We start from the raw sequence: 13,326 nt of genomic DNA, 5'->3' as shown, positions 1-13,326 counted from the left end.
TGGCCCGCCGTGGGGCGGGCCGTTGCTGTCTCCAGGGTAGGACACCACCGCCCGGTGCTCAGCGCGGGGCCCCGCATCCGGCCACTCCCGCCCCGCGGCCTACCTCGCCGCGACCGCCGCGGACAGACCGAGGTGGTCGTCGTCACCGTCCGGGTCGTCCTCGGGCCCGTGCCCCGGCAGCTCGTCGGTCACGTCCTCCGGCACGTCACCCGCGCGGTCCTCGCCGACCACCTCGGTCTCCCCCTCGGGGAGGTCCACGCTCTCCCACCGCGAGCCGTCCGGTCCGGTCACGGTGTCCGCGCCGGCGACGGCGCCGGCGGCGTCGTCGCCGGAGGTGACCCGGGGCGGCGCCGTCCTGACGAAGTTGACCATGCCCAGCCCGAGCTCGACGGCGATGGCGTCGGCCTTGAGGACGTGGTCGAACTTCTGGCCGTCCTCCCCGGTCCAGGTCTCGACGCTCAGCTTCCCCTGCACGACCACGCTCATGCCCTTGTGGAGGGAGAAGCCCGCGTTGCGCGCCAGGTCGTCCCACGCCTTGACGGTGAACCAGTAGCTCGCGACGTCCCGGTACTGGCCGTCCTCCTCCCGGCGGCGGGAGTTGGCCACCACCCGGAACGAGACCCACGGCCTGCCGGCGGCCGAGGTCCGCAGCACCGGTTCGCTCCCCAGTCTGCCCAGGACCGTGATGTCGGCGTTGTCCTTCATGTTCGCTCCCCGATCCGGCCGGCCGGGCGCCGGCCACGGGTCGACAGTGCCCGCGGGCGAGGGACGTGCGTGCGGCCGCAGGGGCGGCGCTGGGGACGGCCGAGTCGCACCCGGGTCCTGGGGACGCGGGTGGCCGTCCCGGTCGGGTCACGCCCCCGCGCAGCCCGGCAGGTCGCCCGCGCGCAGCCCGGCGGGCGGACCGGGCCGGGCTACCGGCCGAGCGCCCGGGTGAGCGCTCGGTGCGGCTCGAGCGCCTCCTCGGTGGGCCGCACGAGGTGATCCTCGACGACCTCGACCGCCCGGCGGTGCGACTCCGCGACGTACCGCTCGGCCTCCTCCGCGGCGTCCTGCTCACGCAGGCCGCGCGCGCGCACGACGAGCGCACCAGCCGCGCCCAGACCGGCCAGCGCCCCGAGACCGAGGAGGATCTGGCCCGCACCGGCCGCGGCCACGGCGAGCGCGATCCCGACCAGCGCGAGGATGCCGGCGAGGACGAGCGCGCGCGTCCCGCGGGTGCTGCGGCCCGCCGGCAGAGGCACCCCGGCCGCGGCCTCCGCGGTCAGGCTGCGCAGCGCCGCCACGTCCGGCACGGCCGCGTCGACGGCGGCGCGCCACCGGGTGGGCAGGCCCTCCCCCACGCGCGTGGTCCACCGGTCGCGGACGGCGGCCACCGTCGCGGCGGCGGGCGGCTCGGGGCGGGCGAGAGCGCCGCCGCGCGGGGCGGCGAGCGCGGTGCGGATGGCACCGGCCACGGCGTCGGCGCCGCTGGCCCGGGTCAGGTCGGCGGCGAGCCGCGCCGTCTCCTCGGGGTCGGGCTCGGGGGCGCGGCCCAGCGCCGGTGCGAGTCGGGCGGCCATGGCGTCGAGCTCGGCGCCGGCGGTGCGCGCGGCGGCCGAGGGGCGGGCCACCGCCTCGGCCAGCGCCCGGCGGACCTCGGCGATCCCGGTGTGCGCCAGGGCGGACGTGGCCAGGACCGGCACCCGGTCGAGGCCGTCCGCGGCGAGCAGTGCGGCGACGTCCGCCCGGACCTTCTCGACGGCGTCGGCCGGGATGGTGTCCGCCTGGTTGACCAGGACGAGCATGCTCTCCTGCCGGTCGACCAGCGCGCGGAGGTACCGCTCGTGCAGGAGGTGGTCGGCGTACTTCTGCGGGTCGACCACCCAGACGAGGAGGTCGACGAGCGGCAGGAGCCGGTCCACCTGGCGGGCGTGGCCGAGCGCGACCGAGTCGTGGTCGGGCAGGTCCAGCAGGACCATCCCCGCCAGGGCCCTCTCCCGGTCGGCGTCGAGGACCGACTCGCGCCGGATCCGCCGGGTCGGGGCGACGTCGAGGAAGTCGAGCAGCACCTCGGCGTCACCGCCCCACACGCACGCGGCGGCGACCTCCGTGGTGGGGCGCAGGGCCCCCACGTCCGCGAACTCCAACCCCGAGATCGCGTTGAACAACGACGACTTGCCCGACCCGGTGCCGCCGACGAGCGCCACCACCGTGCGGTCCACCCCGACGGCGAGGCGGGCCTCCGCGGCGTCGAGGTCGGTCCGGGCGCGGGCCACCGTGCGGGGGTCCAGGTGCTGCTGCGCGGCGTCGAGCGCCGAGCGCACCGCGGCCACCCGGGCCGTGAGCGCGTCCGCGGCGCCGGCGCGTCCACCGGGCGCGTCATCAGCCGGCGCGTCGTGCGCCGGTGCGGTCCCCGCCGCCGGCGCCTGCCCGTCGCCCTGCTCCTCCGCCCGGTCGATGAGGTCGTGGTCGCGCACATCGGTGCTCATGCGTGCTCCTTCAGCTCGCTCGCCCGCAGTCTCAGTCCCGTTCCCGAGGTGACCGGCAGCTCGTCGACCGCGTCGAGGAACGGCTGGACCACCGAGCGCACGGCCTCCGCGGCGGCCTCGGCGAGGGACTCCCGCGCCCGGGGCACCGCCTCCGCACCGGCGAGCGCCGCGGCGGCCTCGGCCGCCCCGGCGACGCCGGCGGCCCCGGCCTGCACGAGGCCGGCGATCCCGTCGTCGTCGAGGACGCCCGCGGGTGCCGTGACGACGGCGCGCACGTCCGCGCGCCACCGGGCCACCACCTCGTGCGAGCGGTCGGCGGGGACCTCCACCCCGACCTGCTCGGCCCCCAGCTCCCGGCCGTGCCAGGCGCGCCGGACGGCGTCGGTCGCCGTGGCGACGGCGTCGGCGACGACCACCTCGAGGGCGGCGCCGACCTCGTCCCCCAGCCCCGCGGCCGCCGCGGAGCGGGCCGCCGCCGCACCCCCGCGCCGGCCGGGCCGCAGCCGCGGGTCCACCAGCGGGGCGAGCGGCCCGCCGGTCGACGCGAGCGAGAGCCACCTCGTCGTCGGCGCCCCCGCGCCGGCGCGGCCCGCACGCAGGGCGTCGGCGACACCTTCCGCGGGCCCCTGCGCGGCGTGGTGGACCGCCGCGCGCAGCGCGTCGGCGGCCTCCACCTGGTCGTCGAGGCCGACGGCGAGGTCGAGGAGCTGCTCCCGCAGCGCCGCCCACACGCCGCGGGTGGTGCGCCCGGCGAGACCCTCGCCCTGGTGGCTGGCCGCCACGAGGCGCAGCCACGCCCCGAGCTCCTCCGCGAGCCCGTCCGGCAGGGGCCCGTCCAGGGCACCGGCGTCGGGGACGACGAACAGCGGCGCCGACCCCAGGCCCAGGTCGTCCATCCGGGCCAGCAGGTCGGCCCGGACCGGGGCGAGGACGCGGCCGGGGACCCGGTTGAGCACCACGGCGGTGGTGATGCCGCGCTCGTGGGCGGCAGTGAGCTGGTGCCACGCGGCGGCGTCGCCGTAGCGCGAGGCGGTGGTGGTGAAGACCCACAGGTCGGCCGTCTCCAGCAGCTGCGCCGAGAGGGAGCGGTTGTGGGGGTGGACCGAGTCGAGGTCCGGGGCGTCGAGCAGCGCGAGCCCGCGGGGGACCCCCTCGTCGACGACGACGTCGGCCAGGCGCTCGAGCGGCCCGCCGGAGAGGGCGGCGACGTCGTCGGGGTGGACGGCAAGGACGGCCCGGCGGGTGGTGGGGCGCAGGACGCCGGCCTCGCTGATCTCGCGGCCGACGACCGCATTGAGCAGGCTGGATTTGCCGGCGCCGCTGGAGCCGCCGAGGACGACGACGGCGGGCCCGGCGGTCCGCGCGAGCCGCGGCAGCAGGCGCGCGTCGATCTGCGTGAGGAGCTGCTCGCGCAGGGCCCGCAGCCCCGCGGCGCCGGGCAGGTCGAGGGGGAACGCGGCGCGCTCGATCTCGGCGCGCAGGTCCGTGACGACGTCGAGCCGGGGAGCGCGCAGCGCGGAGTCGGGGGCGTCGGTGGTCACCTGGCCATTCTCCGTCAGCCGGGCTCCCGCCCGCGGCAAGCACGCCGGTGCGGGGCGTCGCGGGGCGCCCGCCGCTGCGGGCGGACGGGGCCCGCCCGGTACGATTGACCGGCGCCCCCATAGCTCAATGGATAGAGCAACGGCCTTCTAATCCGTAGGTTGCAGGTTCGAGTCCTGCTGGGGGCACGTGAGCCGAAACCCCTCCCCCCAGGACCCGATCGTCTGGATCGACTGCGAGATGACCGGGCTGGACCTCGTCAAGGACGCCCTCGTCGAGGTCGCCGTCGTCGTCACGGACTCCGAGCTGACCCCGCTCGACGCCGGCATCGACGTCGTCATCGCCCCCACGCCCGGCAGCGTCGAGCAGATGGAGGAGGTCGTGCGAACCATGCACACCGAGTCCGGGCTGCTCGACGAGCTCGCCGGCGGGACCACCATGGAGCTCGCTCAGCGCGCCGTCCTCGACTACGTCCGCCGATGGGTGCCGGAGCCGCGCAAGGCCCCCCTCGCCGGCAACAGCGTGGGGACCGACCGGTCCTTCCTCGCGCGGGACATGCCCGAGCTGGTCGACCACCTCCACTACCGCATCATCGACGTCTCCTCCATCAAGGAGCTCGCCCGGCGGTGGTACCCCCGTGCCTACTACCAGTCCCCCGCCAAGAACGGCGGGCACCGCGCGCTGGCGGACATCCTCGAGTCCATCGACGAGCTGCGGTACTACCGCTCGGTCCTCTTCCCCGCCGGGGACGGGCCCGACTCCGCGACCGCCCGGAAGGCCGCGGCCGCCGTGACCGCCGCCCCGACCGCGCTCGCGGTGGCCCGGCACGCCGAGCTCGCCGCGCAGCCCGCTGCCGTTCCGACGGACGAGCCGGCGGCCGGCCCGACGGACGAGCCCGCGGCGCCCGCCGAGTGACCCACGCCACCGCCGCAGCGGTCCCGGCGCCCTGCGCCGGTCGGCTATGCTTGGTCGTCGCCGCCGGTTCGCCGGCACAGGCATGGTGGGTATAGCTCAGCCGGTAGAGCGCCTGGTTGTGGTCCAGGAGGTCGCGGGTTCAAGCCCCGTTACTCACCCCGTCGACAAGGCCCCCGCGGTTCGCCGCGGGGGCCTTGTCATCGCTCCGTGGGCCGGGTCGTCGCTCCGTGGTCCTCGACCGGTGCAGGCGCCGGAGCGCCCACGACCCGCCGCGGCGGCCGGTCGCCCAACCCGCCCCGGGCGCCTCACCAGAAGGCGCGGACCGAGATCGCGTCGGCGAAGTTCTCGACCGCGCCGGGCGTCGTCGAGAGGTACAGGGAGGCGTCGACGAGCGAGACCTCCATGACGTACATCTGGCCGCCGTCGCCCTCGACGACGTCGACCCGGCAGTAGACGAGCTGCTCGTCGCGGCCGATCCGGCTCTTGATGTAGGAGTGGATCGCCGTGCGCGCGCTCTCCCCCAGCCGCCACTCCGCGGGCGTGGCCTGGCGGGGGTGGGCCACCTCCTCCGGGGCGTCGGCCTGCTGACGGAACGGGCCGTGGAGCATGGCGTCCTTCTCCACCGCGTGCGAGACCAGGCCGTTCATGAAGATCAGGGCGGTCTCCCCCCGGCGGTCCACCGACTCCAGGTACCGCTGGACCATGACCGTGCGCCCCTCCGCGAGCAGCTCGGTGGCGTGGGCGATCGCCGCCTGCCGCGAGCGTGCGTCGTTGGAGGTGTACCGGCCGGTGTCATGGGCGCCGGAGGACACCGCCGGCTTGACGACGAAGTCGCCGCTCGCGGGGAACCGCGTGTGCAGCTGGTGCTTGCTGAGCCCGGCGGCCGGCTCCAACCAGGTGGTCGGGATGATGGGCATGCCCCGCTTCTCCAGCTCGAGCATGTAGTGCTTGTCGGTGTTCCACCGCAGCACGTCGGGGTGGTTGACCAGGCGCGGCACCGACTCGGCCCAGGCGAGGAACTTCTCCCGCTGGTGGGCGTAGTCGTGCACCGACCGCACGACGGACATCCCCTGGCTCCAGTCCACGGACGGGTCGTCCCACACGGTGATCCGCGGCTCGATACCCCGATCGGCGAGGGCGTCCGGCAGGGCGGCGTCGTCGGCGGCGAGGCGGGGCTGCGAGGCGCTGGTCACGAGGTTCACGATCGGCTTCGGCACGCGCTCAACCTACCGTGACGGGCGCCACCGCGCGGACGTGACGGCGAACGTCGCGAACCGCGCTTGACGCGCCCGGCCCGGCTCTGTCATTCTCCATCCATCCCGTGAGAGCGCTCCCACGCCAAGCCGTGCGCGAACGTGAGAGCGCTCCCACACCAGGGCCCGGAACCCCCCCCCGGTCCCGCCCGCAGGCGGCTTCACCGCCGCACACGACGAAGGAGTCACAGTGCGCATCACACGTCTCACGGCCGGTGCGGCCGGTCTGGCCGGGCTCAGCCTGGTCCTCGCCGCCTGCGGCGGCACCGAGGCCGACGGCGACGCCGCCGCCGGCGGCGGCGGCTCGACCGAGGAGGCCGGTGACATCACCCTCACGGTCGCCACGTTCAACGAGTTCGGCTACGAGGAGCTCCTCGACGAGTACATGGCCGAGAACCCCGGCATCACCGTCGAGCACAAGAAGGCGGCGACCTCCAACGAGGCCCGCGACAACATGAACACCCGCCTCGCCGCCGGGTCCGGCCTGGCCGACGTCGAGGCCATCGAGGTCGACTGGCTCCCCGAGCTCATGCAGTACCCCGACCAGTTCGTGGACCTGTCCGACCCCGAGCTCGAGGGCCGCTGGCTCGACTGGAAGGTCGAGCAGGCCACCACCGCCGACGGCAAGCTCATCGGCTACGGCACCGACATCGGCCCGGAGGCCGTGGCGTACCGCAGCGACCTCTTCGCCGAGGCCGGGCTGCCCACCGACCGCGAGGAGGTGGCCGCGCTGCTGGAGGGTGACTGGGACACCTACTTCGAGGTGGGTCGCCAGTTCGCCGAGAGCTCCGACGTCCCGTGGTTCGACTCGGCCCAGGCCACGTACCAGGGCATGGTCAACCAGCTCCCCAACGCCTACGAGGAGACCGACGGCACGCCCAAGGACCTCGCCGGGAACACCGAGGTCAAGGCCCTGTACGACGAGGTGCTCACCGCCGCCGTCGACGACGGCCTCTCCGCGGGCCTCGAGCAGTGGGGCGAGGACTGGACCAACGCCTTCCAGAACGACGGCTTCGCCACCATGCTGGCCCCGGGCTGGATGCTCGGTGTCATCGAGGGCAACGCGGCCGGCGTCGAGGGCTGGGACATCGCCGACGTCTTCCCCGGCGGTGGCGGCAACTGGGGCGGGTCCTTCCTCACCGTCCCGACCCAGGGCGAGCACCCCGAGGAGGCCAAGGCGCTCGCCGCCTGGCTGACCGCGCCGGAGCAGCAGGTCAAGGCGTTCGTCTCCAAGGGCACCTTCCCCAGCCAGGTCGAGGCGCTCGAGAGCGAGGAGCTCCTGGGCCAGACCAACGCGTTCTTCAACGACGCCCCCACCGGTGAGATCCTCGCCAACCGCGCCGAGGCCGTGACGGTCACCCCGTTCAAGGGCCCGAACTACTTCGCCATCCACCTGGCCGTCTCCGACGCAATCGTCCGCGTCGACGCCAACGGCACCGACGACGCCGCCACCTCGTGGGAGAAGGCGCTGACCGCCTTCGACGAGCTCGGTCTCTGACAGCCGGGCGGGGGCCGGCCGTCCGGCCGGCCCCCGTCCCCCAGCCCGTCCCGGAGGTCCCTCATGGCCGTCACCACCCCGGCGCCGCCGACGCCCGCGCCGTCCCGGCCCACCGCCCGACCCGACACCGCCCCCCGCGGGCTGCGTCAGCGCCTGGCCCGGTGGGACGTCACCTTCTCCCCCTACCTCTACATCGCCCCGTTCTTCCTCGTCTTCGCCGTCGCGGGCCTGTTCCCCATCGTCTACACCGCGTACGTCTCGGTGCACGACTGGCACCTCATCGGCGGCCAGGGCGGATTCGTCGGCCTGCAGAACTACGCCGACGTCCTGACCCAGCCGCGCTTCCTCACCGCCCTGCGCAACACCTTCAGCATCTTCCTGCTGTCCTCGGTGCCCCAGCTGGTCGTGGCCATCGTGGTGGCGGCCGTCCTGGACGCCAACCTGCGCGCGAAGACCTTCTGGCGCATGGGCGTGCTCCTGCCCTACGTCGTCGCCCCGGTCGCGGTGGCCCTCATCTTCTCCAAGATGTTCGCCGACCAGTCCGGTCTCATCAACACTGTTCTCGCCGGCGTGGGCCTGGACCCGATCGGCTGGCACTCCGACCCGCTGGCGAGCCACGTGGCCATCGCGACCATGGTGAACTTCCGCTGGACCGGCTACAACACCCTCATCCTCCTCGCCGCGATGCAGGCCGTCCCCCGGGACCTGTACGAGGCCGCCGTCATCGACGGCGCCGGCCGGCTGCGCCAGTTCCTCTCCGTCACCGTGCCCATGCTGCGTCCCACGCTGATCTTCGTCGTCATCACCTCGACCATCGGCGGCCTGCAGATCTTCGACGAGCCGCGCATGTTCGACACCCTGGGCCAGGGCGGCGCGGACCGGCAGTGGATGACCGTGACGATGTACCTCTACGAGCTCGGCTGGGGGGCGCAGAAGAGCTTCGGCCGTGCCTCCGCCGTCGCGTGGATCCTGTTCCTCATCATCGTCGGCATCGGCCTGCTGAACTTCGCCCTCACCCGCAAGATCGCCTCCGCCGGCGCCGCCACGAAGGGAGGGGCCCGATGAGCGCCCCCTCGATCGCCGTCATCCGCCAGACCGCCGGACCGGGTGCCGCCCGCGCCGCCGCCCGCCGCCGCGGGGGGGGGCAACCGCCGTCCGGGCTGGGTCACCTACACCCTCCTCGCCGTCGTCCTCCTCGTCTCGGTCTACCCCATCTACTACGCGATCCTGCTCGCCTCCTCCGACGCGGCCACGATCGCCCAGAACCCCGTGCCGTCCCTCGTCCCGGAGGGCAACCTGCTGGAGAACCTCCGCCGGGTGGTCGACTCCGACATCCAGTTCTGGCGCGCGCTGGGCAACAGCGTCATCGTCTCCACCGCGACGGCCTTCTCCGTCGTCGTCTTCTCCACCCTCGCGGGGTACTCCTTCGCCAAGCTGCGCTTCCGCGGGCGCGGTCCGCTGCTCGTGTTCGTCGTCGCGACGATGGCCGTGCCGACCCAGCTCGGCATCGTCCCGCTGTTCATCGTCATGTCCGAGCTCGGCTGGGTGGGCCAGCTCCAGGCCGTCATCGTCCCCGGAATGGTCACCGCCTTCGGGGTGTTCTGGATGACCCAGTACCTCTCCGAGGCTCTGCCCTACGAGCTGGTCGAGGCCGCCCGGGTCGACGGGTGCTCGATGATCCGCACCTTCTGGCACGTGGCGATGCCGGCCGCCCGGCCGGCCGCGGCGATGCTCGCCCTGTTCACGTTCGTGGGCTCCTGGACGAACTTCTTCTGGCCGTTCATCGTGCTCGGCTCGACCAACCCCACCCTCACGGTGGCCGTGCAGCTGCTGCAGGCCTCCTACTTCAAGGACTACTCGCTCATCATGGCCGGGGTGGTGGCGGCCACGCTGCCGCTCGTCCTCGTCTTCGCCCTCGCCGGTCGCCACCTCGTGACCGGCATCATGCAAGGAGCTGTCAAGGGATGAACCCCACCGCCACCACGGCCGAGTCCGCCACCACGGCCACGGCCACCCGCCCCGCGGGCGCCGGCCGGGCCCTGCCGCCGGGGTTCGTCCTCGGCGCCGCCACGGCCGCCTTCCAGATCGAGGGTGCCACCCACGAGGACGGGCGCACCGACTCCATCTGGGACACGTTCTGCCGGGTCCCGGGCGCCGTCGTGAACGGCGACGACGGCACGGTCGCCGTCGACCACTACCACCGCTACCGCGAGGACGTCGCCCTCATGGCCGACCTCGGCCTGGACGCCTACCGCTTCTCCACCTCGTGGGCGCGGGTGCGCCCGGACGGCGGCCCGGTCAACCCCGCGGGGCTGGACTTCTACTCCCGCCTCGTCGACGAGCTCCTCGGCGCCGGGATCACCCCGTGGCTCACGCTCTACCACTGGGACCTGCCGCAGGCGCTGCAGGACCGGGGCGGCTGGACCGACCGGGACACCGCCCACCGGTTCGCCGAGTACGCCGTCAGCGTGCACGAGGCGCTCGGTGACCGGGTCCGGCACATCACCACGCTCAACGAGCCCTGGTGCTCCTCGTTCCTCTCCTACGCCGCCGGCGAGCACGCCCCCGGCCACACCGACCCGGCCGAGGCGGTCGCCGCCGCGCACCACCTCCTCCTGGCGCACGGCCTCGCGGTGGAGGCCCTGCGCGAGCGCGACGCCGACCTCCACCTCGGGATCACCCTCAACCTCACGGTCTCCGACCCCGCCGACCCGGCCGAGCCCGCCGACGTCGACGCCGCCCGCCGGGTGGACGGCGCGTTCAACCGGATCTTCCTCGACCCGGTGCTGCGCGGGGAGTACCCCGACGACGTCCGCACCGACATGGCCGCCCACTGGCCGGACGGCCTCGTCCGCGCCGGCGACCTCGCGACGATCTCCGCGCCCCTGGACTTCCTCGGCGTCAACTACTACAACGGCGGCGCAACCACCGGCCTCACCGCGGACGGGCGGCCGGCGGACGCGACGGAGCCGCAGGCCACCCTCGGGGGGCGCCAGCGCCGCAGCCCGTTCGTCGGGTCCGAGCACCTGCGGGCGGTGCCGCGGGGCCTGCCGACGACCGCCATGGGCTGGGAGGTCCAGCCCGAGGGCCTCACCCGTCTCCTCGTGCGGCTCCAGCAGGAGTACACCGGCCCAGCAGGCATCCCCGTGTACGTCACCGAGAACGGCGCCGCGTTCGACGACGCCCCCGACGCGCACGGGTTCGTCGACGACGCCGAGCGCCGGGACTACGTCGCCGCCCACCTCGCCGCGGTCACCGACGCGGTGGACGCCGGCGCGGACGTGCGCGGGTACTTCGTGTGGTCCCTGCTCGACAACTTCGAGTGGGCCTTCGGGTACGGCAAGCGGTTCGGCGTCGTCCGGGTCGACTACGACACCCTCGAGCGCACCCCCAAGGCCAGCGCGCTGTGGTACGCCGACCTCACCCACAGCCGGTCCCTGCCCGGTGGCAGGGACTAGGACCGTCCCGGCCGGCGGCGGCCGGGCCGCGCGGGACCCACGGAGCGGGCCCCGCGCGGCCCGGTGGGTGGCAGACTCCACCGGTGGGGCGACCAGCCCCGCACGGACGAACGGAACGGGGGCGACGATGACCAGGACCGGCTCACCGGCCCCCACCCTCGTGGAGGTCGCCCGGCTCGCAGGGGTCTCCCGGGCGACGGCGTCCCGAGCCGTGCGCGGCGGGGAGCGGGTCAGCCCGGAGGCCCGGGCGGCCGTCGAGGCCGCCGTGCGCGAGATCGGCTACCGCCCCAACCAGGCCGCCCGGAGCCTGGTGACCCGGCGCACCGACTCCATCGCCGTGGTCATCCCCGAGTCCGACTCCACCCTGTTCACCGACCCGTTCTTCGCGACCGTGCTCCACGGCGTGACCACGGCCCTGTCGAGCACCGACCTGCAGATCGTCCTGCTCGTGGGCCAGCCCGGCGAGCGCGCGGCCCGGATGGTCAACTACCTCCAGGCCGGGCACGCCGACGGCGCCATCGTCGTCTCCCACCACCGGATGGACAACGTCGTCGAGGCGCTCGCGGAGTCCGCCGTGCCCGCGGTGCTCATCGGCCGCCCCTGGGACGCGTCCCTGCCGCTGACCTGGGTCGACGTCGACAACGCCGGCGGCGGCCGGCTCGCCGCCGAGCACCTCCTCGCCCGCGGTGCGCGGCGCCCCGCCACGGTGGCCGGACCCGCCGACATGGCCGCCGGCCGCGACCGACTCGCCGGCTGGGCCGAGGTCGTCGCCGCGGCGGGCCTGCCCACCGACGCCGTCGAGCACACCGACTGGACCGCCGACGCGGCCGCGGCCGCCACCGGCCGGCTGCTCGACGACCACCCGGACGTCGACGGCCTGTTCGTCGCCTCCGACCTCATGGCGGAGGCCGCGATGGAGGTGCTGCGCGGCCGCGGGATCGCGGTGCCGGACCAGGTCCGGGTCGTCGGCTTCGACGACATGGGCCTCGCGGCCCGCACGCGCCCGCCGCTGACGACCGTGGTCAACCCGGCCCAGGCGATGTCCCGCCGCGCCGTGGAGATGCTCCTGGCCCAGCTCGAGGGCACCGGCGGCACCGAGTCCGTCCAGTTCCCCACGGCCCTGGTGGTGCGCGGCTCGTCCTGAACCAGGACCCACCGATCTGGTCCCTGTCGGGTCGTGGTCGGTGAGCACGTGCGGGGGCCACGCCCAGGCGAACCCGCCACGTCAGCCGGCGACGGTCGCCCCGAGCGCACGCGCGAGCCAGGTGGTCGCCGGCCCCGCGACCTGCGGCGGGAAGGCGTGCCCGCCGTCGAACACATGGAGCTCGGCCGCTCCGGCCGGGAACCCGGCCACGACCGCCTCGACCCCGTCCAGGGGGAAGAGGGGGTCCGCGGAGCCGGCCGAGACCCAGAACGTCTGCCCGGCGGCGACCGCCGCGACGGCGGGGACGTCACCCGCAGGGATGACGCCGGGCACGTACCAGGCCGGGTTGTGCAGCACGGACTCGCGGTGGAACGACTCCACCGTCCCCACCCCGCAGCTGAGGACGGCGGAGCCGATCCGCGGGTCGCACGCCGTCGCGAACAGCGCCACCTGCCCACCGAGCGAGTGACCGATGACGCCGATCCGGTCCGTCACGTCCGCCTGGGTGCCGAGGAACGAGACCGCCAGCGCGACGTCGCGGACGTGCTGCGCCTGCAGCGTCGTACCCACGGCGAGCAGGTGGAACGCCTCCAGGAGCTCGTACCCCCGCTCGCCGCGCGGGCCCGCTGCCCGCCGGTCCTCGAAACCGAGCAGGTCGGGGACGACGACGGCGACGCCCAGCCGCGCCATCGCGGCGCCGTAGGCCATGGTCGGATCGCCGGCCAGACCCGCCGGCTCGCTCTTGCCGAGATGGAACTCGTCGTTGTGCTGGTGCACGGCCACCACACCGGGCCAGGGTCCCTCGGACCCGGGCGTGAGATAGAGGCAGGGCACGTCACCGCCGTCGGGTGACGTCAGCACGAGGCGCCGCACCCGCACACCGTCGACGACGTCGCCCTCACCCTGCCGGCGCACCTCCGGTACAGCGGCGAGCTCGGCCGTCAGGCCGATCAGCGTTCGCACCTTCGCGCGGTCCGCCGCAGCCGGCGCGGATCGTGGTTCGCTCACGGTGTCCTCCTGTCGGTGACGTCGGTAAGAACTCCCGAGT

At 74.7% G+C, this 13,326-nt stretch carries 10 protein-coding genes, 2 tRNA genes and 1 pseudogene; 8 read left to right on the top strand and 5 right to left on the bottom strand.

Going from position 1 to position 13,326, the window contains the following annotated elements:
• Positions 1-99: 99 nt before the first annotated feature.
• The 3 genes from AAEM63_RS04635 to AAEM63_RS04625 all read right to left on the bottom strand — a co-directional run bounded on the left by AAEM63_RS04635 (position 100) and on the right by AAEM63_RS04625 (position 4,012).
• Positions 100-705: a single-stranded DNA-binding protein gene (locus AAEM63_RS04635; RefSeq protein WP_341360475.1), complete on the bottom strand. Its 606-nt coding sequence runs from the start codon at positions 703-705 to the stop codon at positions 100-102.
• Positions 706-914: 209 nt separating this feature from the next.
• Positions 915-2,471 carry a GTPase gene (locus AAEM63_RS04630; RefSeq protein WP_341360474.1) on the bottom strand — a complete coding sequence of 519 codons (1,557 nt, stop codon included), beginning with the start codon at positions 2,469-2,471 and terminating at the stop codon, positions 915-917.
• Positions 2,468-4,012 carry a GTPase domain-containing protein gene (locus tag AAEM63_RS04625; protein ID WP_341360473.1) on the bottom strand — a complete coding sequence of 515 codons (1,545 nt, stop codon included), beginning with the start codon at positions 4,010-4,012 and terminating at the stop codon, positions 2,468-2,470. The genes AAEM63_RS04630 and AAEM63_RS04625 overlap by 4 nt, the downstream gene beginning before the upstream one ends.
• 113 nt (positions 4,013-4,125) lie before the next feature.
• Between AAEM63_RS04625 and AAEM63_RS04620 the strand changes: the two genes are divergently transcribed.
• From AAEM63_RS04620 to AAEM63_RS04610, 3 genes are all read left to right on the top strand, one after another.
• Positions 4,126-4,198, top strand: a tRNA-Arg gene (locus tag AAEM63_RS04620).
• A 1-nt stretch (position 4,199) separates the two neighbouring features.
• Positions 4,200-4,925, top strand: coding sequence for an oligoribonuclease (gene orn, locus AAEM63_RS04615; RefSeq protein WP_341360472.1), 726 nt, complete (start codon positions 4,200-4,202; stop codon positions 4,923-4,925).
• 85 nt (positions 4,926-5,010) lie between these two features.
• Positions 5,011-5,083, top strand: a tRNA-His gene (locus AAEM63_RS04610).
• Between the two features lie 147 nt (positions 5,084-5,230).
• On the opposite strand, the gene AAEM63_RS04605 is transcribed toward AAEM63_RS04610, so the two are convergent.
• Complete coding sequence (locus AAEM63_RS04605; protein WP_341360471.1) at positions 5,231-6,142, bottom strand: hypothetical protein; 912 nt, start codon at positions 6,140-6,142, stop codon at positions 5,231-5,233.
• Between the two features lie 226 nt (positions 6,143-6,368).
• On the opposite strand from AAEM63_RS04605, the gene AAEM63_RS04600 reads away from it, so the two are divergent.
• From AAEM63_RS04600 to AAEM63_RS04580, 5 genes and pseudogenes are all read left to right on the top strand, one after another.
• Positions 6,369-7,676: an extracellular solute-binding protein gene (locus tag AAEM63_RS04600; protein ID WP_341360470.1), complete on the top strand. Its 1,308-nt coding sequence runs from the start codon at positions 6,369-6,371 to the stop codon at positions 7,674-7,676.
• A gap of 63 nt (positions 7,677-7,739) precedes the next feature.
• Positions 7,740-8,741 carry a sugar ABC transporter permease gene (locus AAEM63_RS04595; protein WP_341360469.1) on the top strand — a complete coding sequence of 334 codons (1,002 nt, stop codon included), beginning with the start codon at positions 7,740-7,742 and terminating at the stop codon, positions 8,739-8,741.
• Positions 8,738-9,644: pseudogene (locus tag AAEM63_RS04590) on the top strand (carbohydrate ABC transporter permease). The gene AAEM63_RS04595 and the pseudogene AAEM63_RS04590 overlap by 4 nt, the downstream one beginning before the upstream one ends.
• Entirely contained in the window at positions 9,641-11,134 is a 1,494-nt protein-coding gene (locus tag AAEM63_RS04585) for a family 1 glycosylhydrolase (protein ID WP_341360468.1), read from the top strand. Before AAEM63_RS04590 ends, AAEM63_RS04585 begins: the two are co-directional and overlap by 4 nt.
• Before the next feature lie 127 nt (positions 11,135-11,261).
• A complete protein-coding gene (locus tag AAEM63_RS04580) occupies positions 11,262-12,278 on the top strand; it encodes a LacI family DNA-binding transcriptional regulator (RefSeq protein ID WP_341360467.1) in 1,017 nt (338 codons plus the stop codon).
• An 81-nt stretch (positions 12,279-12,359) separates the two neighbouring features.
• Here the strand turns inward: AAEM63_RS04580 and AAEM63_RS04575 are convergent, their stop codons facing one another.
• Positions 12,360-13,286: a dienelactone hydrolase family protein gene (locus tag AAEM63_RS04575; protein WP_341360466.1), complete on the bottom strand. Its 927-nt coding sequence runs from the start codon at positions 13,284-13,286 to the stop codon at positions 12,360-12,362.
• Positions 13,287-13,326 lie beyond the last annotated feature (40 nt).

Source organism: Georgenia sp. M64 (assembly GCF_038049925.1).
Taxonomy (GTDB): domain Bacteria; phylum Actinomycetota; class Actinomycetes; order Actinomycetales; family Actinomycetaceae; genus Georgenia.
This window is presented reverse-complemented; position numbering and strand designations above follow the sequence as displayed.

What these genes read in the sequence shown, in the direction of transcription:
- AAEM63_RS04635 (WP_341360475.1), bottom strand. Translation starts at nt 705, where the DNA reads ATGAAGGACAACGCCGACATCACGGTCCTGGGCAGACTGGGGAGCGAA.
- AAEM63_RS04580 (WP_341360467.1), top strand. Translation starts at nt 11,262, where the DNA reads ATGACCAGGACCGGCTCACCGGCCCCCACCCTCGTGGAGGTCGCCCGG.
- AAEM63_RS04595 (WP_341360469.1), top strand. Translation starts at nt 7,740, where the DNA reads ATGGCCGTCACCACCCCGGCGCCGCCGACGCCCGCGCCGTCCCGGCCC.
- AAEM63_RS04585 (WP_341360468.1), top strand. Translation starts at nt 9,641, where the DNA reads ATGAACCCCACCGCCACCACGGCCGAGTCCGCCACCACGGCCACGGCC.
- AAEM63_RS04630 (WP_341360474.1), bottom strand. Translation starts at nt 2,471, where the DNA reads ATGAGCACCGATGTGCGCGACCACGACCTCATCGACCGGGCGGAGGAG.